Annotated in this window: 20 protein-coding genes; 17 read left to right on the top strand and 3 right to left on the bottom strand. The window is 40.9% G+C overall.

Going from position 1 to position 23,656, the window contains the following annotated elements:
• The first annotated feature begins 393 nt into the window (after positions 1-393).
• The 14 genes from N8M09_RS05355 (at position 394) to N8M09_RS05290 (ending at position 14,549) form a co-directional block, all read left to right on the top strand.
• Positions 394-864, top strand: a complete 471-nt coding sequence (locus tag N8M09_RS05355) for a MarR family winged helix-turn-helix transcriptional regulator (RefSeq protein WP_261064306.1) — start codon at positions 394-396, stop codon at positions 862-864.
• Positions 839-2,608: an ABC transporter ATP-binding protein gene (locus N8M09_RS05350; protein ID WP_261064304.1), complete on the top strand. Its 1,770-nt coding sequence runs from the start codon at positions 839-841 to the stop codon at positions 2,606-2,608. The genes N8M09_RS05355 and N8M09_RS05350 overlap by 26 nt, the downstream gene beginning before the upstream one ends.
• Positions 2,598-4,358 (top strand): ABC transporter ATP-binding protein, encoded by a 1,761-nt coding sequence (locus N8M09_RS05345; RefSeq protein WP_261064302.1) that lies wholly within the window; start codon positions 2,598-2,600, stop codon positions 4,356-4,358. The genes N8M09_RS05350 and N8M09_RS05345 overlap by 11 nt, the downstream gene beginning before the upstream one ends.
• Before the next feature lie 95 nt (positions 4,359-4,453).
• Positions 4,454-4,957 (top strand): phosphatase PAP2 family protein, encoded by a 504-nt coding sequence (locus N8M09_RS05340; RefSeq protein ID WP_261064300.1) that lies wholly within the window; start codon positions 4,454-4,456, stop codon positions 4,955-4,957.
• 112 nt (positions 4,958-5,069) lie between these two features.
• Complete coding sequence (locus N8M09_RS05335; protein WP_261064299.1) at positions 5,070-5,516, top strand: LytTR family DNA-binding domain-containing protein; 447 nt, start codon at positions 5,070-5,072, stop codon at positions 5,514-5,516.
• Between the two features lie 4 nt (positions 5,517-5,520).
• A complete protein-coding gene (locus N8M09_RS05330) occupies positions 5,521-6,195 on the top strand; it encodes a LiaF transmembrane domain-containing protein (protein WP_261064297.1) in 675 nt (224 codons plus the stop codon).
• A 105-nt stretch (positions 6,196-6,300) separates the two neighbouring features.
• Positions 6,301-6,489 carry a 50S ribosomal protein L28 gene (rpmB, locus tag N8M09_RS05325; protein WP_001140948.1) on the top strand — a complete coding sequence of 63 codons (189 nt, stop codon included), beginning with the start codon at positions 6,301-6,303 and terminating at the stop codon, positions 6,487-6,489.
• Between the two features lie 156 nt (positions 6,490-6,645).
• Entirely contained in the window at positions 6,646-7,011 is a 366-nt protein-coding gene (locus N8M09_RS05320) for an Asp23/Gls24 family envelope stress response protein (protein WP_033680760.1), read from the top strand.
• Between the two features lie 2 nt (positions 7,012-7,013).
• Positions 7,014-8,681, top strand: a complete 1,668-nt coding sequence (locus N8M09_RS05315) for a DAK2 domain-containing protein (protein WP_261064295.1) — start codon at positions 7,014-7,016, stop codon at positions 8,679-8,681.
• A 199-nt stretch (positions 8,682-8,880) separates the two neighbouring features.
• The gene (locus N8M09_RS05310; RefSeq protein ID WP_000411736.1) at positions 8,881-10,581 is read left to right on the top strand and encodes an acetolactate synthase large subunit; all 1,701 of its coding nucleotides are present in this window, start codon (positions 8,881-8,883) and stop codon (positions 10,579-10,581) included.
• A complete protein-coding gene (gene ilvN / locus N8M09_RS05305; RefSeq protein WP_261064294.1) occupies positions 10,574-11,050 on the top strand; it encodes an acetolactate synthase small subunit in 477 nt (158 codons plus the stop codon). The genes N8M09_RS05310 and ilvN overlap by 8 nt, the downstream gene beginning before the upstream one ends.
• Before the next feature lie 65 nt (positions 11,051-11,115).
• On the top strand, positions 11,116-12,138 hold the full coding sequence (gene ilvC / locus N8M09_RS05300) for a ketol-acid reductoisomerase (RefSeq protein WP_000290683.1): 1,023 nt from the start codon (positions 11,116-11,118) through the stop codon (positions 12,136-12,138).
• A gap of 114 nt (positions 12,139-12,252) precedes the next feature.
• Positions 12,253-13,503 (top strand): threonine ammonia-lyase IlvA, encoded by a 1,251-nt coding sequence (ilvA, locus tag N8M09_RS05295; RefSeq protein ID WP_000952970.1) that lies wholly within the window; start codon positions 12,253-12,255, stop codon positions 13,501-13,503.
• Positions 13,504-14,333: 830 nt separating this feature from the next.
• The gene (locus N8M09_RS05290) at positions 14,334-14,549 is read left to right on the top strand and encodes a capsule biosynthesis transcriptional regulator (RefSeq protein ID WP_001130036.1); all 216 of its coding nucleotides are present in this window, start codon (positions 14,334-14,336) and stop codon (positions 14,547-14,549) included.
• Between the two features lie 90 nt (positions 14,550-14,639).
• Here the strand turns inward: N8M09_RS05290 and N8M09_RS05285 are convergent, their stop codons facing one another.
• Both N8M09_RS05285 and N8M09_RS05280 read right to left on the bottom strand, forming a co-directional pair.
• Entirely contained in the window at positions 14,640-15,380 is a 741-nt protein-coding gene (locus N8M09_RS05285) for an amino acid ABC transporter ATP-binding protein (protein WP_261064293.1), read from the bottom strand.
• Positions 15,380-16,945: an ABC transporter substrate-binding protein/permease gene (locus N8M09_RS05280; RefSeq protein ID WP_261064291.1), complete on the bottom strand. Its 1,566-nt coding sequence runs from the start codon at positions 16,943-16,945 to the stop codon at positions 15,380-15,382. Before N8M09_RS05280 ends, N8M09_RS05285 begins: the two co-directional genes overlap by 1 nt.
• Positions 16,946-17,083: 138 nt before the next feature.
• On the opposite strand from N8M09_RS05280, the gene N8M09_RS05275 reads away from it, so the two are divergent.
• Both N8M09_RS05275 and N8M09_RS05270 read left to right on the top strand, forming a co-directional pair.
• Positions 17,084-18,973 carry a DUF2207 family protein gene (locus N8M09_RS05275; RefSeq protein ID WP_261064290.1) on the top strand — a complete coding sequence of 630 codons (1,890 nt, stop codon included), beginning with the start codon at positions 17,084-17,086 and terminating at the stop codon, positions 18,971-18,973.
• 61 nt (positions 18,974-19,034) lie between these two features.
• Complete coding sequence (locus N8M09_RS05270) at positions 19,035-19,880, top strand: undecaprenyl-diphosphate phosphatase (protein WP_203175561.1); 846 nt, start codon at positions 19,035-19,037, stop codon at positions 19,878-19,880.
• Between the two features lie 32 nt (positions 19,881-19,912).
• Here the strand turns inward: N8M09_RS05270 and dinB are convergent, their stop codons facing one another.
• Positions 19,913-20,974: a DNA polymerase IV gene (gene dinB / locus N8M09_RS05265; protein ID WP_261064287.1), complete on the bottom strand. Its 1,062-nt coding sequence runs from the start codon at positions 20,972-20,974 to the stop codon at positions 19,913-19,915.
• A 237-nt stretch (positions 20,975-21,211) separates the two neighbouring features.
• Between dinB and pflB the strand changes: the two genes are divergently transcribed.
• Positions 21,212-23,536 carry a formate C-acetyltransferase gene (gene pflB / locus N8M09_RS05260; protein ID WP_261064285.1) on the top strand — a complete coding sequence of 775 codons (2,325 nt, stop codon included), beginning with the start codon at positions 21,212-21,214 and terminating at the stop codon, positions 23,534-23,536.
• Positions 23,537-23,656 lie beyond the last annotated feature (120 nt).

The raw sequence follows: 23,656 nt of genomic DNA, 5'->3' as shown, positions 1-23,656 counted from the left end.
ACCTGTATAAAATCAAAAATATTGTACACTAGACCGCAGGCTCAGGCTTGCGGTTTTGTGTTTTACAAGGGGCAAAAAAGGGGCAAAAGTGTCGTAAACCTCTGTAAAATGATGTAAAAACATTTATTTAAAAGCTCAAAATATAGCTGTTTTAAAAGGTATTGTAAGATATAGCAAAACAATGTAAAGGTATTTGTAAAAGTAGACGGATTCTAATTTAACCTAGAGAACATGATCCTAAGTGATAAGCTCACTTGGGATTTTTTTGATCAAGAAGATAGTTCTCTTGGAAACTTTTTTCTTGACATCTTTTCTGAAAATGATAAAATAGTTCTCATGGAAACTCATTTAGTTCCTAGGAGAACTAAATGTGTTAGTTAGAAAGGAGTTAGTATGGATAAACCGATGTTAGTCTTTAAGCGTTTTGGTCATCAGATTCACCTCATGGTGCAAAAGGAAGCCAAACGTTGTGGTATTGAATTTATGGGTGGGCCTCAAGGTCAGGTTGTGCGTTTTTTGGATAATCGTGAGAAAAACCAAGACTTGGTCTTGATTAAAGATATCGAGCAGGAACTCAATATTACCAAGTCTGTTGCTAGTAATTTGGTCAAGCGTATGGTACAAAATGGTTTGGTGGAATTGGAGGCGAGTCCTAGCGATAAGCGGGCTAAGTTTGTTCGTCTGACAGACAAATCGCGTTCTCAAATGAAGCAGGTTAAGGCTTTTTTTGAACGCATAGACAAGCAGTTGATGGAAGGCATTGATGAAGATGAATTACTGATTTTTGAGAAAGTTCTCGGTCAACTACAGGAAAATATCAAGGGAATAGGAGGAGAGAATGAAGAAATTAGCCAAACGAATTAGTAGAAAAGAATGGGGGATGATTTTACTAGCCATTCTTTTTACTTGCTTTTCGGTCTATCTAGAGTTGGAAGTGCCGACCTATATCTCTAAAATTACGGATTTGCTAGGTAGTCAAGGAACTAATTTAGATGAGTTGTGGCAGCCGGCAAGTATGATGGTGGGAATGTCCTTTCTTGCCTTCTTGTCCGTAGTTGCAGTTGGATTTTTTGCATCCCGAGTGGCGGCTTCTTATACTAGTAGACTGAGAAGTGATATTTTTAACCGAGTTTTGGATTACTCACAGCCAGAGATTAAGAAATTCTCTATTCCTAGTCTCTTGACGCGTACCACCAATGATATTACTCAAGTTCAAATGTTGATTACCATGGGCTTGCAAGTAGTTACGCGTGGTCCGATTATGGCTATCTGGGCTATCGGGAAGATTTTAGGCCATTCAGAATACTGGCTCTGGGCCGTACTTGTGGCAGTGATTGTCAACGTTCTGATGACGACTGTTTTGATGACGCTAGCCTTTCCAAAACAGTCCTTGATTCAGGGGTTGACAGATAAACTGAACAGTATCACTCGTGAGAGTTTAACAGGTATTCGTGTCGTTCGTGCCTACAATGCTGAAAAGTACCAAGATGAAAAATTTGCAGCAGCAAATGATGAATTGACCCGTTTGAATTTGTTTGTAAACCGTCTAATGGCCATTTTGAATCCCATCATGATGGGGATTTCAAGTGGTTTGAGTGTGGCGATTTACTGGATTGGTGCCTATGTGATTAACGATGCTGCTCCGACAGCTCGTCTGCCTCTCTTTAGTGACATGGTTGTTTTCATGTCTTATGCCATGCAGGTTGTTATGGGCTTCCTTCTCATGGGGGCTCTCTTCATCGTTCTTCCTCGAACCATGGTCTCTGCCAAACGGATTAATCAGGTTCTAGATTTGCATTCTTCTATCCAAAATCCTGCTCAAGTGCAGTTGGCTGATGAAAATCTCAAAGGTCAGGTCGAATTTAAGGATGTGACTTTCCGCTATGCGGCAAATTCGGAGGCAGTTATCGAGCATGTTAGCTTTAAAGCAGAAGCTGGTCAAACAGTGGCCTTTATCGGCTCAACGGGTTCTGGTAAATCAACTCTGGTTAATCTGATTCCACGTTTTTATGACGTATCAGCAGGAGAAATTCTAGTGGACGGAGTTAATGTTCAAAATTACGGTTTGGAAGATTTGCGCAACAAGGTTGGGTATATTCCACAAAAAGCTGTACTCTTTTCAGGTGATGTCAAGGGCAATCTAGACTTTGGACAGAGTCAAGAAACACCGCTTAATGAACAAGCTATGTGGCAAGCCTTGGAATTGGCCCAGTCTAAGAACTTTATCGAAGACAAGGAAGCGGGCTTAGCGTCAGAAGTGGCCCAAGGAGGAACTAACTTCTCAGGTGGTCAAAGACAGCGTCTAGCAATTGCGCGTGCCTTGGCTCGGAAGCCAGAAATCCTCATCTTTGATGACTCCTTCTCAGCCTTGGACTACAAGACAGACCGTGTCCTACGCCAAGAGCTAGCAGAGAAAACCAAGTCTATGACCAAGCTTATCGTTGCACAGCGTATTTCAACGATTATGGATGCAGATTTGATTTTGGTCTTGGATCAAGGGAAAGTCGTGGGGCAAGGCACCCACAAGGAACTTCTAGCTAATAACGAAGTTTACCAAGAAATTGCCTATTCACAACTATCGAAGGAGGAATTGGAACATGGAAAATAAGAAAATGTCTCTTTGGAAACATAGTAAACCCTATCTTGCAGGCCTCCAGTTTGCCCTTCTGATAGCCTTTCTAGCAACAATCGTATCCAATATCATTACTGTATATGGTCCAACCCGCATCAAGGAAATGACTAATATTATTGCCAGTGGTCTGGAAACAAGTGTGGATGTCGCGGCGGTTGCAGCTATTGGTGGTTTTTTGGCCGTGATTTATGTGATCGGACTTCTATCAAATTATTTACAGGCCTTTCTGTTTACAACAGCTATTCAACGTTTTTCAGAGCGTTTGAGAAGAGCTATTGCAGAGAAAATCAATAGCCTACCATTAGGATATTTTGATGGACACTCTCAGGGGGATACTTTGTCTCGTGTAACCAATGACGTTGACACTGCAGCCCAGTCCCTTAATCAAAGTCTGGGAACAGTTCTTTCATCTAGTTTACTGGTCTTAGCAGTCTTGGTAACCATGTTTGGGATGAACTGGATTTTAGCCTTGGTGACGGTTGTGTCAACCCTTATCGGTTTTGCTTTCGTGTCTGTCTTTATGGGCAAATCCCAGGGCTTCTTTAAGAGTCAGCAACAGGATTTGGCAGCTGTCAATGGCTATGTGGAGGAAATGTACTCTGGCCATAATGTGGTGACCAGTTACAATGCTATCGAGAGTACGAAAGAAGAGTTTGCGAAATTAAACAATCGTCTGTATGATAGTATCTGGAAATCTCAGTTTATTTCAGGGATTATGATGCCGATTATGATGTTTATTGGGAACTTTAGCTATGCCTTGGTGATTATTGTTGGTGCAGCCTTGGCTCTGAATGGGCAGATTAGTATCGGGATTATTGTTGCCTTTATGGCCTATGTTCGTATCTTTTCTCAACCTCTTTCACAAATCGCCCAAGGGATTACCAGTCTTCAGCAGGCTAGTGCAGCCATGGGACGTGTCTTCGAATTCCTGGCTGAAGAGGAAATGGAAGACGAATCCCATAAAGAAAGACAATTGAGCGATATGAAAGGTCAAGTGGTCTTTGATCGAGTTTCTTTTGGTTATACACCAGAGCGAACCATTATCCATGACTTTTCTGCGACGGCTCATGCAGGTCAAAAGGTTGCCATTGTCGGACCGACTGGGGCTGGTAAGACAACTATTGTCAATCTTTTGATGAAGTTCTATGAGATTGATAAGGGAAGTATCCGCATCGATGGTGTAGATACAAAGGATATGAAGCGTTCGGAAGTACACGATGTCTTTTCAATGGTCTTGCAGGATACTTGGCTCTTTGAAGGTACTATTCGCGACAATCTTATCTATAACCAAACAAGTATTAGTGATGAGCGTGTGATTGAAGCCAGCAAGGCTGTGGGGGTTCACCACTTTATCATGACCCTACCAGATGGTTACGATACCGTCTTAGATGATACAGTGACCTTGTCTGTCGGGCAAAAACAACTCTTGACCATTGCTCGCGCTTTGCTGAAAGATGCGCCACTCCTGATCCTAGATGAGGCGACCTCTTCGGTTGATACCCGTACAGAGGAATTAATCCAGAAAGCTATGGACCGATTGATGGAGGGCAGAACTTCCTTTGTCATCGCCCACCGCTTGTCTACTATCCGAAATGCTGATCTTATTCTGGTTATGAAAGATGGCAATATCATCGAGCAAGGAAATCATGAGGAGCTAATGGCGCAAGCAGGCTTCTACGCTGACCTCTACAACAGTCAGTTTACAGAAGACGAAGCAGAAGAATAAATCGAAAGAAGGCTTGACGGCCTTCTTTTTCTGCACTATACTAGAAGACAAGTGCTTCCCTGTAAGCAAAATTTGAGTAAGTGATGAGAAAATATATGAAAAATTATCAAGAATGGTATGACTACATTGCTGCTAACATTGAAAATAGGCCCTTTCTTCTGAGCTTGTTAAGAACTTTCAATCGCTTCATGACGGTAGTTATGCCTATAATTTATCTAACCTTGTTAGCAACTATCTATCTCCAACAAGGACTTGGGAAACAGGTCGGAATCTATTTGTTTATCCCTGCATCAGGTTTTGTGATTTTGTCCTTTCTTCGTAAGAAAATCAATGCCCCTAGGCCTTATGAAGTTTGGGAAATTGTCCCGCTACTAGACAGAGATAGTCCTGGTAAATCTATGCCCAGTCGTCATGTCTTTTCAGCAACCATTATCTCCATGACTTGCTTGCATGCTAGTTTATCTGTAGGGGTTATCTTGTTGGTCTTGTCAGCCCTCCTCGGTCTCGTGAGAGTCTCAGGTGGCGTGCATTATCCCAAGGATGTAGTGGTTGGTTATATTTGTGGTCTTGCGTGGGGTGTGATTTTCTTTCTATGTTGACCTGTAAGTTAAGTTGGTCTTACAACCACTTACGGGGTTAAAGTAACCACTTGCTTTTTGCTCTTGTTTTCTTATTTTGGCTTTGATATAGTAGAGTCAGAAAGGAGATGTAATGAAGTTACGAATTGAAATTGACAGCAATTTAGAGGAAACTGAAATTGTCATCAAGGCAACGGCTTTGACAGATGAGATTGCGGATTTACAGCGCCTCTTGCAAGAGTCCAAGTCTCCGAGGTTGATTTTTTACAAGGGAACAGGTGAATATTATCTGGACTTATCGGAAATTCTCTTCTTTGAGACGGAAGGTAGCAAGATTTATGCCCATACCCAGAAAGATGCCTACGAGGTTCGGCTTAAACTCTATGAGTTAGAGGCTATTCTTCCTCGCTATTTCAGTCGAGTATCCAAGTCAACTATTGCTAATATTCGGCAAGTCTATTCGGTGGATAAGTCCTTTTCGGGAACGGGGACCATTTCCTTTTATCAGACCCACAAGGAGGTTCATGTCTCACGGCATTACCAATCCCTCCTAAAAGAAAATCTAAGAAACATGAGGTAACAAGATGAAAAAGAAAGCATTTGGTATTGTGTTGCTAGTATTGGCGGCTTTAGTATTATTGCAGGGCAATTTTGGAAGCCCTTCATTTGGTGGGCAAATTTGGCCCTTGATTGGTATTGCCTTTTTTGCCTATCAATCAGTTGGAGCTTTGTTGCGTCGTCACTTAACTTCAGCCTCTTTTACAGCCCTAGTGGCCTTAATGATTGCCAACCACTTTTATGGCATTTTACCAATTCCAAACCAGACACTAATCTGGGCAGGAGTTCTAATTGTTCTAGGAGTAAACATGCTCACTCATTCTAACAGAACTTGGAATGGGAAAAAATGGTGGCATGATGGTGAAAAAAACATTCTTATAGATAAGGAAGTTGCTTTTGGGACTGGGACTTTCTACAAGCAAGAGCAAGAATTGGTAGAAGACCAAGTTGAAGTTGGTTTTGGGAATGCCAAGATATATTATGACAATGCAGAGATGTTAGGTGATAGCGCAACACTGAAAGTGGAAGTTGGTTTTGGCAATGCAGTTATCTATGTTCCTCAACATTGGAGAGTTGATTTAAAGGTGGAAACTTTCTGTGGTGTAGCCAAGGCAGATACTTCTCTAGCCCCAACCAGCAAAACCTTGATTATCCGTGGGGATGTGGCTTTTGGAAAGTTGGGAATTGTCTACGTTAAATAAAAAAATCTTCCAATTCCCTTGCAAAAATGAAGAAAGTGTGATAACATAGTACGGTATGTGGTGCTAGCACATCCGCTATATTAGATCTAATAGGAGGAAAACACAATGGCTAAAGTATGTTACTTTACAGGTCGTAAGACTGTATCAGGAAACAACCGTTCACACGCGATGAACCAAACAAAACGTGCCGTAAAACCAAACCTTCAAAAAGTTACTGTTCTTATCGATGGTAAACCTAAAAAAGTTTGGGCTTCAGCTCGTGCTTTGAAATCAGGTAAAGTTGAACGCGTTTAATAATAAAAGTAAAGAAGACCTTAGGGTCTTTTTTCTTTTATTACGGGTATAACATCATTTGAACAATAGAGTAAATATCCGCTGAGACAGTATTCTGCTTTTACACTTGGGCTGAAATATGATAAAATAGAGTATCAACTAGTTGAGGTAAAAAGGATGACTGTAAAAATTAATACAAAAGATGGTCAAATCGAACTAACAGATGAAGTGATTGCAACTATCGTAGGCGGTGCAACAACTGAGATTTTTGGTGTGGTCGGTATGGCTAGTAAAAATGCCCTCAAAGATAATTTCCAAGCCCTTCTAGGTAAGGAAAATTATTCCAAAGGTGTTGTCGTAAAGGCGGCCGAAGATGGCAGTATTGCAGTTGATGTATATACCGTGTTGAGCTACGGAACAAAGATTAGCGAAGTGTCAAAAAACATTCAAGAGCGTGTTCGTTTTAGCTTGGAAAACCAGCTTGGAATTACTGCTCAGACTGTAAATGTCTACATTCAAAATATCAAAGTTGTAGGAGAATAACCGTGTCAAAAATTACTACTAGCTTATTTCAAGAAATGGTGCAAGCTGCATCAACTCGCTTGAATAAGCAAGCTGAATATGTCAATTCATTAAACGTCTTCCCAGTTCCAGATGGAGATACTGGAACAAACATGGGAATGACCATTGAAAATGGTGCTAAAGAAGTTGCAGACAAGCCAGCTTCTACAGTTGGCGAGGTAGCGAGCATTCTTGCCAAAGGTCTTTTGATGGGTGCGCGTGGGAACTCAGGTGTTATTACCTCTCAGCTTTTCCGTGGATTTTCACAAGCTATCAAGGATAAAGACGAGTTAACAGGTCAAGACTTGGCCCTTGCCTTCCAATCAGGTGTGGAAGTTGCCTATAAGGCAGTTATGAAACCAGTTGAAGGAACGATTTTGACAGTTTCTCGTGGGGCTGCTATCGGTGCTAAGAAAAAAGCTGAGCAAACAGATGACGCTGTTGAAGTCATGCGCGCAGCCTTGGAAGGTGCTAAAACAGCCCTAGCTAAAACACCAGACATGCTTCCAGTATTGAAAGAAGTTGGCGTTGTAGATTCAGGTGGTCAAGGACTAGTCTTCATCTATGAAGGTTTCCTTTCAGCTCTTACTGGTGAATATATTGCATCTGAGGACTTTGTAGCGACACCTGCTAACATGAGTGAGATGATCAATGCAGAGCATCATAAGTCTGTGGCTGGTCATGTAGCGACTGAGGACATCACGTTTGGTTACTGTACTGAAATCATGGTAGCTCTCAAGCAAGGTCCAACTTATGCCAAAGATTTTGAATACGACGAATTCCGTAACTACTTGAATGAGCTTGGAGACTCTCTCCTCGTTGTTAACGATGATGAAATTGTTAAAGTCCATGTCCATACAGAAGATCCAGGACTTGTTATGCAAGAAGGTCTTAAATATGGTAGCTTGATCAAGGTAAAAGTTGACAATATGCGTAACCAACACGAAGCACAGGTTGAGAAAGAAGCTGCTCAAGTTAGCAAACCAGCTGAAGAAAAAGAATATGCTTTGATTGCTGTGGTGGCTGGTAAAGGTCTAGCAGATATCTTCCGTTCTCAAGGTGTGGATTATGTTATCGAAGGCGGTCAAACTATGAACCCTTCAACAGAAGACTTTATCAAGGCTGTTGAACAGGTCAACGCTCGTAACATTATCTTCCTGCCAAACAACAAAAATATCTTTATGGCAGCTCAATCTGCAGCAGAAGTTTTGGAGCAACCAGCAGTAGTGGTGGAAGCTCGTACTTTGCCACAAGGTTTGACAAGTCTTCTCGCCTTTGATCCAAGCAAGTCCATCGAAGAAAACCAAGAGCGTATGACTGCTGCTCTTAGCGATGTCGTTAGCGGAAGCGTCACAACAGCTGTGCGTGATACAACCATTGATGGTTTAGAAATCCATGAAAACGATAATCTTGGTATGGTGGATGGGAAAATCCTCGTGTCAAACCCTGATATGCATCAAACCTTGACAGAAACCTTGAAACATATGTTGGATGAAGATAGTGAAATCGTAACCTTCTATGTCGGTGAAGACGGAAGCGAAGAACTTGCCAATGAAATTGCTCAAGAAATCGCAGAAGAATTCGAAGACGTTGAAGTCGAGATTCACCAAGGTCAACAACCTGTTTACCCATACCTATTTAGTGTGGAATAAGATTAATGAAGGACTGAGAAATCAGTTCTTTTTTCTTTTTAAACAATGAAATCGGTATCTTTTAAATAAAAACCAAAATAACATTCATAAATAAACGTTAAAATAGAAAATTCAGAAAATTTCTTCTTTTGTCTTGAAAAATTTTGAAAAAGTGGTATGATAGTAACAAGTTATTTTTAAGAGGAAAGAAAGGGGAACAATGGAGAAAATCAGTTTAGAATCTCCTAAGACGGGGTCGGACCTAGTTTTGGAAACACTTCGTGATTTAGGAATTGATACCATCTTTGGTTATCCTGGTGGTGCGGTCTTGCCTTTTTATGATGCGATATATAATTTTAAAGGCATTCGCCACATTCTAGGACGCCATGAGCAAGGTTGTCTGCATGAAGCTGAAGGTTATGCCAAATCAACTGGAAAGTTGGGTGTTGCCGTCGTCACTAGCGGACCGGGAGCAACAAATGCCATTACAGGGATTGCAGATGCCATGAGCGATAGCGTTCCCCTTTTGGTCTTTACAGGTCAGGTGGCGCGGGCAGGGATTGGGAAAGATGCCTTTCAGGAGGCAGATATCGTGGGAATTACCATGCCAATCACTAAGTACAATTACCAAGTTCGTGAGACGGCAGATATTCCGCGTATCATTACGGAAGCTGTCCATATCGCAACTACAGGTCGACCAGGGCCAGTAGTAATTGACCTACCTAAAGACGTATCTGCTTTAGAAACGGACTTCATCTATTCACCAGAAGTGAACCTACCAAGCTATCAGCCAACTCTTGAGCCAAATGATATGCAAATCAAGAAAATCTTGAAGCAATTATCCAAGGCTAAAAAGCCAGTCTTGTTAGCTGGTGGGGGGATTAGTTATGCTGAAGCAGCTGCAGAATTAAACGAATTTGCAGAACGCTATCAGATTCCAGTGGTCACCAGTCTTTTGGGACAAGGAACGATTGCAACGAGTCATCCACTCTTCCTTGGAATGGGAGGCATGCACGGGTCATTCGCAGCTAATATTGCCATGACGGAAGCGGACTTTATGATTAGTATTGGTTGCCGTTTCGATGACCGCTTGACGGGGAATCCTAAGACCTTCGCTAAGAATGCTAAGGTTGCCCACATTGATATTGACCCAGCCGAGATTGGCAAGATTATCAGTGCAGATATTCCTGTAGTTGGAGATGCTAAGAAAGCCTTGCAAATGTTGCTAGCAGAACCAACAGTTCATAACAATACTGAAAAATGGATTGAAAAAGTTACTAAAGACAAGAACCGCGTTCGTTCTTATGATAAGAAAGAGCGTGTGGTTCAGCCGCAAGCTGTTATTGAACGAATTGGTGAATTGACGAATGGAGATGCCATTGTGGTAACAGACGTTGGTCAACACCAAATGTGGACAGCTCAGTATTATCCCTACCAAAACGAACGTCAGTTAGTGACTTCAGGTGGTTTGGGAACGATGGGATTTGGAATTCCAGCAGCAATTGGAGCTAAAATTGCTAACCCAGATAAGGAAGTAGTCTTGTTTGTTGGGGATGGCGGTTTCCAAATGACTAACCAGGAATTGGCTATTTTGAACATTTACAAGGTGCCAATCAAGGTGGTTATGCTGAACAACCACTCACTTGGAATGGTCCGCCAGTGGCAAGAATCCTTCTATGAAGGTAGAACATCTGAGTCGGTCTTTGATACTCTTCCTGATTTCCAATTGATGGCACAAGCTTACGGTATTAAAAACTATAAGTTTGACAATCCTGAGACCTTGGATCAAGACCTTGAAGTCATCACTGAGGATGTTCCTATGCTAATCGAGGTAGATATTTCTCGTAAGGAACAGGTGTTACCAATGGTACCAGCTGGTAAGAGTAATCATGAGATGTTAGGGGTGAAGTTCCATGCGTAGAATGTTAACAGCAAAACTACAAAATCGTTCAGGAGTCCTCAATCGCTTTACTGGCGTTCTGTCTCGTCGTCAGGTTAATATCGAAAGTATCTCTGTTGGAGCAACAGAAGATCCGAATGTATCGCGTATCACCATTATTATTGATGTTGCTTCACATGATGAGGTGGAGCAAATCATTAAGCAACTTAATCGTCAGATTGATGTGATTCGCATTCGAGATATTACAGACAAGCCTCATTTGGAGCGCGAGGTGATTTTGGTTAAGATGGCAGCGCCAGCTGAGAAGCGAGCTGAGATTCTAGCTATTATTCAACCTTTCCGTGCAACGGTGGTAGACGTAGCGCCAAGCTCGATTACTATTCAAATGACAGGAAATGCTGAAAAGAGTGAAGCTCTATTGCGAGTCATTCGACCATACGGTATTCGCAATATCGCTCGTACGGGTGCAACTGGATTTACCCGCGACTAAAAATCCAACTTAAATTTGTTAAACCAGCCTAAAAGGCAATAAATAATAGAAAAGAGAGAAAAACTATGGCAGTTCAAATGGAATATGAAAAAGATGTTAAAGTAGCAGCACTTGACGGTAAAAAAATCGCCGTTATCGGTTATGGTTCACAAGGACATGCGCATGCTCAAAACTTGCGTGATTCTGGTCGCGATGTTATCATCGGTGTACGTCCAGGTAAATCTTTTGACAAAGCAAAAGAAGATGGATTTGACACTTACACAGTAGCAGAAGCAACTAAATTGGCTGACGTTATCATGATTTTGGCACCAGACGAAATCCAACAAGAATTGTACGAAGCAGAAATCGCTCCAAACTTGGAAGCTGGAAATGCAGTTGGATTTGCTCATGGTTTCAACATCCACTTTGAATTTATCAAAGTTCCTGCGGATGTAGATGTTTTCATGTGTGCACCTAAAGGACCAGGACACTTGGTACGCCGTACTTACGAAGAAGGATTTGGTGTACCAGCTCTTTACGCAGTATATCAAGATGCAACAGGAAATGCGAAAAACATTGCTATGGACTGGTGTAAAGGTGTTGGAGCAGCACGTGTAGGTCTTCTTGAAACAACATACAAAGAAGAAACTGAAGAAGATTTGTTTGGTGAACAAGCTGTACTTTGTGGTGGTTTGACCGCCCTTATCGAAGCAGGTTTCGAAGTCTTGACAGAAGCAGGTTACGCTCCAGAATTGGCATACTTTGAAGTTCTTCACGAAATGAAATTGATCGTTGACTTGATCTACGAAGGTGGATTCAAGAAAATGCGTCAATCTATTTCAAATACTGCTGAGTACGGTGACTATGTATCAGGTCCACGTGTAATTACTGAGCAAGTTAAAGAAAACATGAAAGCTGTCTTGGCAGACATCCAAAATGGTAAATTTGCAAATGACTTTGTAAATGACTATAAAGCTGGACGTCCAAAATTGACTGCTTACCGTGAACAAGCAGCTAACCTTGAAATTGAAAAAGTTGGTGCAGAATTGCGTAAAGCAATGCCATTCGTTGGTAAAAACGACGATGATGCATTTAAAATCTATAACTAATTGATAGAAATTAAGGTGAAGGCGAGTTGGGGGACTAACTCGCTTTTATAATCAATTCACCTCACTTTTAAGAGGATGGATTGCGATAAGTATGAAATAGTCTAGGAGAAAATGATGTTAAGTTCAAAAGATATAATCAAGGCTCATAAGGTCTTGAATGGTGTGGTTGTGAATACCCCACTGGATTACGACCATTATTTATCGGAGAAGTATGGCGCTAAGATTTATTTGAAAAAGGAAAATGCTCAACGTGTTCGCTCTTTTAAAATTCGTGGTGCCTATTATGCCATTTCTCAGCTCAGCAAGGAAGAGCGTGAGCGTGGGGTAGTCTGTGCTTCTGCGGGAAATCATGCGCAGGGAGTTGCCTATACTTGTAATGAGATGAAAATTCCTGCTACTATTTTTATGCCCATTACTACTCCGCAACAAAAAATTGGTCAAGTTCGCTTTTTTGGTGGGGACTTCGTGACTATTAAATTAGTTGGAGATACTTTTGATGCCTCAGCCAAAGCAGCTCAAGAATTTACAGTCTCTGAAAATCGTACCTTTATTGATCCTTTTGATGATGCCCATGTTCAAGCTGGTCAAGGGACAGTTGCTTATGAGATTTTAGAAGAAGCTCGAAAAGAATCGATTGATTTTGATGCTGTCTTGGTTCCTGTTGGTGGTGGCGGTCTCATTGCTGGGGTTTCTACCTATATCAAGGAAATAAGTCCAGAGATTGAAGTTATCGGAGTAGAGGCGAATGGAGCGCGTTCCATGAAGGCGGCCTTTGAAGCTGGTGGTCCAGTCAAACTTAAAGAAATTGACAAATTTGCGGATGGGATTGCTGTGCAAAAGGTAGGTCAGTTGACCTATGAAGCAACTCGTCAACATGTTCAAACTTTGGTAGGTGTCGATGAGGGATTGATTTCTGAAACCTTGATTGACCTTTACTCTAAGCAAGGGATTGTTGCAGAACCTGCTGGAGCGGCTAGTATCGCTTCTTTAGAGGTTTTGGCTGAATATATCAAGGGGAAAACCATTTGTTGTATCATTTCTGGAGGAAATAATGATATCAACCGTATGCCTGAAATGGAAGAACGTGCCTTGATTTATGATGGGATCAAGCATTACTTTGTGGTTAATTTTCCACAGCGTCCGGGGGCTTTGCGTGAGTTTGTAAATGATATATTGGGGCCAAATGATGATATCACACGTTTTGAGTATATCAAACGAGCTAGCAAGGGGACAGGGCCTGTATTAATTGGGATCGCTTTAGCAGATAAGCATGATTATGCAGGATTGATTCGTCGAATGGAAGGTTTTGATCCAGCTTATATTAACTTAAATGGTAATGAAACGCTCTATAATATGCTTGTCTGAGGACTAATAAAAAAATATCATATTATTTGCACAACTGATGTATAGGTGTTATAATGAGGGTGAAGAAAGGGGGCGATTCCTATGGACTTAGGAAATCTATCGTGCTATTTCTACTACAACTCACTATAGCACCTATTATTTTTGATTCTGTTTATATTAAGGCGATAGAATTACTTACTATATATAAGGAAATTTTTTGAAATCCCCAATGTATATATCCCTAATTTGAAATTTCTCTAAATATAATAGGAATCAGAAAAAATAATCAATGTTTGTGAGATAGTTGCTAGGTGAGTCGGCTGAAAAAACTCGTGAGATAAACAATAGCGCTAGACACGAAACGGCAAGTGCTGCTGTTTTCAAATGACTAGCTGGAAAGCGGGTATGTAATCAGAAGGTGCAAGATTTGACAAAGTAAGTAGTACCGGTTGTGAAATAAATAAGATATAGATAAGGACAGGAAAGGAACCAAAGAAGGAGAAAGAAAAACGGAATGGTTTAGAGATAGTGTGGAGTGAAAGACTATCTTTAGTGGACTTGTTGATTTAAAAGGAATATATAGAATGAAATAGTAAATCCTGTCTATCCTATTGAGAAACTGGCATTCAGTATACATGAATATTTTTACAAGTTTAAAGCTTAATAATACAATTATTCTTTAGGAGCTTACTAATGGGTCATAGTAAGCAAAAACCTATATATTATCGGCTTTAAAAAGGAAGTAAGAAGATTCTGAATCATTTATTTTATTGAATATATGTTTTTTTATTGACAAAAGACATAAAAACGTATAGAATAATATAACGTAAAGAAGAAAATAGGAGAAGAACATGGCTAAGTCAAACTTTGAAAAAGTAGAATCAGTTGTTGGCTGGGTTCGTGATAAGAAAATCACAGGCTACCGTATCTCTAAAGAAACGAATGCGCGTGAAATGTCTATCATTGCTCTAGCGCAGGGTCGTGCAAAAGTAAAAAATATTTCATTTGAAACAGCTCTAGGTTTAATTGATTTCTATGAAAAAAATCATGAAAAATTTGAAGATTAATCTTTGAATAATGGCGGATTCTTGAATTGGGTCTGCCTTTTCATTTTGAGGACAGCAAAAAGACTGCACGATTGATGCAGCCTTTTCTTTTTATTTGAGATAGCGTTGAAGGAACTCTTTTGTACGGTTTTCTTTAGGATTGGTGAAGAGGTCTTCTGGTTTGCCTTCTTCAGCGATTACACCCTTATCCATGAAGATAACACGGTGAGAGACATCACGGGCAAATTCCATTTCATGGGTTACGACAATCATAGTCAAGCCTTCCTGAGCCAGGTCCTGCATGATTTTGAGGACCTCTCCAACCATTTCTGGATCGAGAGCTGATGTTGGTTCATCAAAGAGAATAGCGTCAGGATTCATGGAAAGGGCACGAGCGATGGCCACACGTTGTTTTTGACCACCTGAGAGTTGTTTTGGTTTCGCTTGCCAGTAGCGTTCTCCCATGCCGACCTTTTCCAGGTTTTCTTTGGCAATCTTTTCAGCTTCTGTACGTTCGCGTTTAAGGACAGTTGTCTGAGCGACAATTGTGTTTTCAAGCACGTTGAGATTTTCAAAGAGGTTAAAGGATTGGAACACCATCCCCAACTTTTCACGGTATTGCGTGAGATCATAGCCTTTTTCGAGGACGTTTTGTCCATGATAAAGAATTTGTCCATCAGTTGGCGTTTCAAGAAGGTTAATGGAGCGTAGGAAGGTTGATTTTCCGCTTCCAGAGCTTCCGATGATAGAGATGACTTCTCCCTTGTGGACAGTCAGAGAAATGTCTTTTAGCACTTCGTTTTGTCCATAGGATTTTTTGAGGTGTTTAATTTCAAGGATTGCTTGTGTCATTATTTCAAATCCTCCGTTTGCATTTGGTTAGCACCTGTAGTATAGGTATCCATGTCCATGCGGCGTTCGATGAAGCGTAGGATACGTGTTACGGTGAAGGTGAGGACAAAGTAAATCACGGCGATGATTGTAAATGTCTGGAAGTATTGATAGGTTTGTGTTGCCACTGTATTTCCTGAGAAATAAAGTTCGACAACAGAGATAACGTTCAATACAGATGTATCTTTGATATTGATGACAAATTCATTACCAGTTGCTGGTAGGATGTTACGGACAACCTGAGGTAGGACAATCTTACGCATGGTTTGGTTATGAGTCATACCAAGAGCAGTCGCAGCTTCAAATTGTCCCTTGTCAACTGCTAGGATACCACCACGAACGATTTCAGTCATGTAGGCACCAGTGTTGATCGAAACGATGAAGATAGCAGCAAGTGTGCGGTCAAGGTTAATACCGAAAGCTTGGGCAGTTCCATAGTAGATAACCATCGATTGAACGATCATTGGGGTACCACGGAAAATTTCAATGTAGACATTGAGAATCCAGCCGACTAGTTTTTGTAAGCCATAAATGGCCTTATTCTCAGATAGAGGAGCAGTACGGAAGACACCAATGGCAAGTCCAATAATGAGACCTGTGATGGTTCCGACGATAGAGATTAAAAGAGTGACACCAGCACCACGCAAGAGTTGTTGCCAGTTTTCAGAAAGAATTTTAGCGACTTGACTAAAGAAACTACTGCTAGTCTCTTCAGTTGTTGTAGCTTCGGCAGGTTGTTCCTTGATCATACGATCCATCAAGGTAACTTGATCGTCTTTTGAAATGGTTTCAATGCTGGCATTGATTTGGCTAATACGGTTGTCATCTTTACGAAGTCCGATGGCGATAGCTGTATCTTCTTCTCCAGTTTTGAAACCTGGTTCTACTTGAACCATCTTGAACTTAGAGTTAGCAGCTTCGGCAGTCAGAGCTTCTGGACGTTCAGAAACATAGGCATCGATGACACCAGCCTCAAGAGCTTGGCGCATTTGAGCGAAGTCTCCCATGGCAGTTTCTTTTTTAGCACCTGGGATTTGACCAATCAAGTCATAAAGATAGACACCTTGTTGAGAAGTGATTTTTGCACCGTTAAAGTCATCCAAAGATTTTGCGTTTGCATAAGTAGAATCTTTTTTGACAAGCAAAACTGGTTCGCTAGTGTAGTAACTGCTTGAAAATGCAATTTCTTGTTTGCGTTCGGCAGTTGGACTCATACCTGCGATAATCATGTCAATCTTACCAGAAGTAAGGGCAGGGACTAGACCTTCCCACTTGGTTTTAACAACCAAAGGTTCTTTACCTAAGTCCTTAGCGATTTTCTTGGCGATTTGGACATCGTATCCATTAGCGTACTGGTTGGTCCCATCGATTTTGACAGCCCCATTGCTATCATCATCCTGAGTCCAGTTAAAGGGAGCATATGCTGCTTCCATCCCGATGCGTAAATATTCATCAGCTTGAGCAACATTGACAAGTCCCAGCATCAGCAAGAGACTTGTGAAAATAGATAAGTATATTTTTCTCATGATTTCTCCTATTTCTAATCTATTAAAAAATAACTGTCTCCTATTTTATCGAAAAATGCGTAATTTTTCAACATAAGTAAGCCTTTACTTACGAAAAAATGCTATAATGATAAGAAAGATAAAAAGGGGGCTTAGTTGATGAAAAAAATTTTTTTATTACTGGTGTTAGGCTTGTTTTGCTTTCTGCCACTCTCTGTTTTTGCCATTGATTTCAAGATAAACTCTTACCAAGGGGATTTGTATATTCATGCAGACAATACAGCAGAATTTAGACAGAAGATAGTTTACCAGTTTGAGGAGGACTTTAAGGGCCAAATCGTGGGACTTGGACGTGCTGGCAAGATGCCTAGTGGATTTGACATTGACCCTCATCCAAAGGTTCAGGCTGCGAAAAACGGTGCTGAGCTAGCAGACGTTACTAGCGAAGTGACAGAAGGAGCAGATGGTTATACTGTGAAAGTCTACAATCCGGGTCAGGAGGGCGACATAGTTGAAGTTGACCTTACATGGAACTTAAAAAATTTGCTTTTCCTATATGATGACATCGCTGAATTAAATTGGCAACCTCTGACAGATAGTTCAGGGGCTATTGGAAAGTTTGAATTTCATGTAAGGGGAGACAAGGGGGCGGAAAAACTCTATTTCCATACAGGCAAACTTTTTAGAGAGGGAACGATTGAAAAGAGTAGCCTTGATTATACTATTCGTTTGGACAATCTTCCAGCTAAGCGTGGAGTTGAATTGCATGCATACTGGCCTCGAACTGATTTTGCTAGCGCTAGGGATCAGGGTTTGAAAGGGAATCGTTTAGACGAGTTTAATAAGATAGAAGACTCGATTGTTAAAGAAAAAGAGAAAAGTAAACAACTCCTTACGTGGGTGTTTCCTGCCATACTTTCTATCTCCTTGTTATTGAGTGTCTGCTTCTATTTTATCTATAGAAGAAAGACCACTCCTTCAGTCAAATATGCCAAAAATCATCGTCTCTATGAACCACCAATGGAATTAGAGCCTATGGTTTTATCAGAGGCTGTCTACTCTACCTCCTTGGAGGAAGTGAGTCCCTTGGTCAAGGGAGTTGGAAAATTCACCTTTGATCAACTTATTCAAGCTACCTTGCTAGATGTGATAGACCGTGGGAATGTCTCTATCATTTCAGAAGGAGATGCAGTTGGTTTGAGGCTAGTAAAAGAAGATGGTTTGTCAAGCTTTGAGAAAGACTGCCTAAATCTGGCTTTTTCAGGCAAAAAAGAAGAAACTCTTTCCAATTTGTTTGCGGATTACAAGGTATCTGATAGTCTTTATCGTGGGGCAAAAGTCTCTGATGAAAAACGGATTCAAGCAAGAGGGCTTCAACTCAAATCTTCTTTTGAAGAAGTATTGAAAGAGATGCAAGAAGGAGTGAGAAATCGAGTTTCCTTCTGGGGGCTTCCGGATTATTATCGTCCCTTGACTGGTGGAGAAAAGGCCTTGCAAGTGGGGATGGGACTTTCTACTATCCTACCATTATTTATCGGATTTGGTTTGTTCTTGTACAGTTTAGACGTTCATGGCTATCTTTACATCCCCTTGGCAATACTTGGTTTTCTAGGTTTGGTTTTGGCTGTTTTCTATTATTGGAAGCTTCGACTAGATAATCGTGATGGCGTCCTAAATGAAGCAGGAGCAGAGGTCTACTATCTCTGGACCAGTTTTGAAAATATGTTGCGTGAGATTGCACGATTGGATCAGGTTGAATTGGAAAGTATTGTGGTCTGGAATCGCCTCTTGGTTTATGCGACCTTATTTGGCTATGCGGACAAGGTCAGTCATTTGATGAAGGTTCATCATATCCAAGTGGAAAATCCAGATATCAATCTCTATGTAGCTTATGGCTGGCACAGTATGTTTTATCATTCAACAGCACAAATGAGCCATTATGCCAATGTCGCAAATACAGCAAGTACCTACTCCGTATCTTCTGGAAGTGGAAGTTCTGGCGGTGGCTTCTCTGGAGGCGGAGGTGGCGGCAGTATCGGTGCCTTTTAAAGAGAACTGCCATAGACTGAAAAAATATGCTATAATGGAAGATAGAAAAAAGGAGTAATCTATGTATCTTATTGAAATTTTAAAATCTATCTTCTTCGGTATTGTTGAAGGAATTACGGAATGGTTGCCGATTTCCAGTACAGGTCACTTGATTTTAGCAGAGGAATTTATCCAATACCAAAATCAGAATGAAGCCTTTATGTCCATGTTTAATGTTGTAATTCAGCTGGGAGCGATTTTGGCGGTCATGGTTATTTACTTTAACAAGCTCAATCCTTTCAAACCGACAAAGGATAAGCAGGAAGTTCGTAAGACTTGGAGACTGTGGTTGAAGGTCTTGGTTGCCACTTTACCTTTGCTTGCCGTCTTTAAATTTGATGATTGGTTTGATACCCACTTCCATAATATGGTTTCTGTTGCTCTTATGTTGATTATCTATGGGATTGCCTTTATCTATTTGGAAAAACGAAATAAAGCGCGTGCTATCGAGCCAAGTGTAACAGAATTGGACAAGCTTCCTTATACGACAGCTTTCTATATCGGACTTTTCCAAGTTCTTGCCCTTTTACCAGGAACCAGTCGTTCTGGGGCAACGATTGTCGGTGGTTTGTTAAATGGAACCAGTCGTTCTGTTGTGACAGAATTTACCTTCTATCTTGGAATTCCTGTTATGTTCGGAGCTAGTGCCTTAAAGATTTTCAAATTTGTGAAAGCAGGACAGCTCTTGAGCTTTGGGCAATTGTTCTTGCTCTTGGTTGCGATGGGAGTAGCTTTTGCAGTCAGCATGGTGGCTATTCGCTTTTTGACCAGCTATGTGAAAAAACACGACTTTACCCTTTTCGGTAAATACCGCATCGTGCTTGGTAGTGTTTTGCTACTTTATAGCTTCGTTCGTTTATTTGTATAAGAAAAACCTTGAAGGGGGAGCTCTTCAAGGTTTTAAAATCCAGTCACGGTAATCCCCAGCAGGCGGACACCTCTTTCTTTCTCGCTTAATTCTTCGTAGAGTTGCAGGGCTATTTGGCTTATCTGACTAGCATCCTGTGTTTTTTGAGGCAGACTTTTTCGTTTAGTAAGAGTTGAAAAGTCTTCGTAGCGGATTTTCAAAATGACAATTTTTCCAGCTTTTTCTTGCTGATTGAGACTGAGAGCGACTCTTTCTGATAGAAGAGTCAGCTCTTTTTTGATGTCTTCCTCAGCACGGAGAATCTTTCCATAGGTTTTCTCCTTGCCAATTGATTTACGGATGCGATTGGATTTGACTGGGGAATTGTGGATACCTCGAGCCTTTCGATACAGGTCATAGCCCAGTCTGCCAAAACGGTCTATCAGAGTCACTTCAGGAACTTCAAGCAAATCAGCGCCGGTAAAAACACCCATTTGATGAAGTCTTTCCACTGTCTTTTTTCCTACTCCATGAAACTTGGAAATATCCATTTGTTTGAGAAAGTTCTCAGCTTGCTCAGGTAGAATCACTGTCAGACCATGTGGTTTTTGATAATCACTGGCCATTTTAGCTAAGAATTTGTTATAAGAAACGCCAGCAGAAGCAGTTAGATGGAGTTCTTGCCAGATATCCTCTTGAATGAGGCGAGCGATTTTGACCGCTGACTTGATACCGAGTTTATTCTCTGTCACATCCAAATAGGCTTCGTCAATGCTCATAGGCTCAATCAAATCTGTATAGCGCTTAAAAATAGCTCGAATCTGGAGTCCCACAGCCTTGTATTTCTCATAATTTCCTGAGATGAAGACGGCTTGGGGACAACGCTCATAGGCTTCCTTTGAGCTCATGGCTGAATGGACACCAAAAACTCGTGCCTCATAGCTACAGGTAGAAACGACTCCCCGTCCACCTGTTTGCCGAGGGTCGCTTCCGATAATGACAGGTTTTCCTCTGAGTTTAGGATTATCTCTGATTTCCACCGCAGCAAAAAAGGCATCCATGTCAATATGGATGATTTTTCTTGACAAATCATTTAACAAAGGAAAAATCAACATGCCTAGCACCTTTTTACTGCTTATTTTATTTTATTATACCCTTTTTTCTGAAAAAAAGAAAAAAGGACTTTATTTTTTCAAAAATATAATACAGTTCGGAACAAAATATAGACTGTTTTAGAAAAGAAAGTGTAAAAATAGGGATTTATTACTTGTTGAAAACGATTACTGTATGGTATACTTGTCTCATGAATGTAACAGATGGTTGTTACTAGAAAGAAAAAAGAGGACATTAACATGGTTGTTAAAACAGTTGTTGAAGCACAAGATATTTTTGACAAAGCTTGGGAAGGCTTCAAAGGAGTAGATTGGAAAGAAAAAGCAAGTGTATCACGCTTCGTACAAGCTAACTACACACCTTATGATGGAGACGAAAGCTTCCTTGCAGGACCAACAGAACGTTCACTTCACATCAAAAAAATTGTAGAAGAAACTAAGGCTCACTACGAAGAAACTCGTTTCCCAATGGACACTCGTCCAACATCTATCGCTGATATCCCAGCAGGATTTATCGATAAAGAAAACGAAGTTATCTTCGGTATCCAAAACGATGAACTCTTCAAATTGAACTTCATGCCAAAAGGTGGTATCCGTATGGCTGAAACTACTTTGAAAGAAAATGGATACGAACCAGACCCAGCTGTTCACGAAATCTTCACTAAATATGTAACAACAGTTAACGACGGTATCTTCCGTGCCTACACTTCAAACATTCGTCGCGCACGTCACGCACACACTGTAACTGGTCTTCCAGATGCATACTCACGCGGACGTATCATCGGTGTTTACGCACGTCTTGCTCTTTACGGTGCAGACTACTTGATGCAAGAAAAAGTAAACGACTGGAATGCAATCGAAGAAATCGATGAAGAAACAATCCGTCTTCGTGAAGAAATCAATCTTCAATACCAAGCATTGCAACAAGTTGTTCGCTTGGGTGACCTTTACGGAGTTGATGTTCGCAAACCAGCGATGAACGTTAAAGAAGCTATCCAATGGGTTAACATCGCCTTCATGTCTGTCTGCCGTGTTATCAACGGTGCTGCTACATCTCTAGGACGTGTGCCAATCGTATTGGACATCTTTGCAGAACGTGACCTTGCTCGTGGTACATTTACTGAATCAGAAATCCAAGAATTCGTTGATGATTTCGTTATGAAACTTCGTACAGTTAAATTTGCTCGTACAAAAGCTTACGACCAATTGTACTCAGGTGACCCAACTTTCATCACAACTTCTATGGCTGGTATGGGTAACGACGGTCGTCACCGTGTTACTAAGATGGACTACCGTTTCTTGAACACACTTGACAACATCGGTAACTCTCCAGAACCAAACTTGACAGTTCTTTGGACTGATAAATTGCCATACAACTTCCGTCGCTACTGTATGCACATGAGCCACAAACACTCTTCTATCCAATACGAAGGTGTAACAACAATGGCTAAAGACGGATATGGTGAAATGAGCTGTATCTCATGCTGTGTGTCACCACTTGACCCAGAAAATGAAGAACAACGCCACAACATCCAGTACTTCGGTGCGCGTGTAAACGTATTGAAAGCCCTTCTTACTGGTTTGAACGGTGGTTACGATGATGTACACAAAGACTACAAAGTATTTGATATCGAACCAATCCGTGATGAAGTTCTTGAATTTGAATCAGTTAAATCTAACTTTGAAAAATCTCTTGACTGGTTGACTGACACTTATGTAGATGCTTTGAACATCATCCACTACATGACTGATAAGTACAACTACGAAGCTGTTCAAATGGCCTTCTTGCCAACTAAACAACGCGCTAACATGGGATTCGGTATCTGTGGATTTGCCAACACTGTTGACACATTGTCAGCTATTAAGTACGCTACAGTTAAACCAATCCGTGACGAAAATGGCTACATCTACGATTACGAAACAATCGGTGAATACCCACGTTGGGGTGAAGATGACCCACGTTCAAACGAATTGGCAGAATGGTTGATTGAAGCTTACACAACTCGTCTACGTAGCCACAAACTTTACAAAGACGCAGAAGCTACTGTATCACTTTTGACAATCACATCTAACGTTGCTTACTCTAAACAAACTGGTAACTCACCAGTCCACAAAGGTGTATACCTCAACGAAGATGGTTCTGTGAACTTGTCTAAACTTGAATTCTTCTCACCAGGTGCTAACCCATCTAACAAAGCTAAAGGTGGATGGTTGCAAAACTTGAACTCACTTTCTAGCCTTGACTTTAGTTACGCAGCTGATGGTATCTCATTGACTACACAAGTATCACCTCGTGCTCTTGGTAAGACTCGTGACGAACAAGTTGATAACTTGGTAACAATCCTTGATGGTTACTTCGAAAACGGTGGACAACACGTTAACTTGAACGTTATGGACTTGAACGATGTTTACGAAAAGATCATGTCAGGTGAAGATGTTATCGTACGTATCTCTGGATACTGTGTAAACACTAAATACCTCACTCCAGAACAAAAAACTGAATTGACACAACGTGTCTTCCACGAAGTTCTTTCAATGGATGACGCCTTGGATGCATTGAGCTAATCAAGTGTTTAAGTAATGAAATAAGGAACCCTCTGTCAGTCGAGAGCCTACTGAAAAAGTCATCAAATTGATGGCTTTTTTGTTATACTAGAGATGAGGTAAAATAATGCTTGATAATCA

Source organism: Streptococcus mitis, assembly GCF_946190375.1.
GTDB classification, from domain to species: Bacteria; Bacillota; Bacilli; order Lactobacillales; family Streptococcaceae; genus Streptococcus; species Streptococcus mitis_CJ.
Note: the sequence above shows the minus strand (reverse complement) of the source record. Positions and strands in the feature narration are given on the sequence as shown.